At 43.8% G+C, this 1,274-nt stretch carries 1 protein-coding gene; it reads right to left on the bottom strand.

The window, feature by feature from the left end; translation table 11 throughout:
- Positions 1 to 29 precede the first annotated feature (29 nt).
- Positions 30 to 1,274 (bottom strand): DUF6399 domain-containing protein (locus B147_RS0110250; protein WP_020587113.1); only part of this gene is annotated, 1,245 nt, incomplete at its 5' end.

Here is a 1,274-nt window from a genome sequence, read left to right as displayed (position 1 = left end):
GGGCTTGATCATAAAATCGGCCATTATACCTAACTTGCCATTTTAATTTTATTTCTCCTTGGCCTTGCCGGCAGGGGCATTTTTTTAACGAGCCATTCAAACATGTTGATCGGCTTGTTTTCAAAAAATCGTTCTGCCGCCGTTCTTCCATCAGGCCGTTTTAAGTGAAAGTTATGAATCACCGTCAACCCCTTCATTTTCCGGTCACTCAACCGGTGCATACCATGATGATGCAGAGACAGTTGCGCATTACGCCCTTCTACGCATGAACTTGACCTTTGAAAAAATCCTGCGCACTCCTTTGCCGTCCTTACCATGCGGTTGATTTCACCGTCAGCGGATTCGGAACGCTGTCCGTTTCTGTCCTGCAATACAGAAAGCAACTCCTGAGATCTTTGCCGAATCTTCCTTTTTCGTTCCGGATCTTTTTCCTTATGGGCGGCCTTTTGAAGATAAAATCCTGGAATTAAACGGCTATGCATCAAGTTTCGCTTATCATCAGGCAAATCCATATCGTTGACACACGATTCAATCATGCAAAAATAGAATACGAGGGTTGCCATCATTTTTTCGGTTACGCGCCAGGCTTTTTCGATTTTATCCTTGCATCGATCCGGCAGCAGCTCCGTTGCTTCCCGAATTTGATCAAAGCTATCTTTCAGTTGAATACCAAGAGCATCTGAGCCCTGCTTGTTTCCTGTGAGAGGATCATAGGGGTGATAGACTCTGCTGATTTGTTTTCTTGCTTTTGTAACAGTTTCCTGGTTTTCTCTTGCCTTGTCCAGAGCCTCTTTTGCTTCTTGTTCTTCTTCCACACAGCGAAGGATTTTCTTATCAAAATCAAGCGGTCTCCCAACAGGTCGTTTTCCAAGGTTTTCATAGTCGTTCTTGTTTTTCTGCGCATCAAGAACATTTTTCTTACTGTTTTCATGTTCTTTTTCAGCTTTCCGTATTTTTGCAGAGAGTGGAGCTCCAGTTCCCCGACTGATTTCATACATTACATGAAACAAATCCGGAGAATGGTGACCGTTCAAGCCTTTCGTCACATGATGAATCAATCCCTTTCCCTCATCACTCGTACTTTGAATAACCTTGACGGGAAGATCACCAAGCGCCCCACCCACAGATTGGTTCCAAGTAGCTCCGGAACGGTCCTTGGCATATTTTTCAAGAATAATATAGTTGGAATTCGGTTCGATAGCCACAAGGCAGACTTGAGGATGAAAGGTTTCATCTTCACATAGGGAAATCCGTTTTTCAGGCATAAGAAGTGA

Source organism: Desulfobacter curvatus DSM 3379 (assembly GCF_000373985.1).
GTDB classification, from domain to species: Bacteria; Desulfobacterota; Desulfobacteria; order Desulfobacterales; family Desulfobacteraceae; genus Desulfobacter; species Desulfobacter curvatus.
Note: the sequence above shows the minus strand (reverse complement) of the source record. Positions and strands in the feature narration are given on the sequence as shown.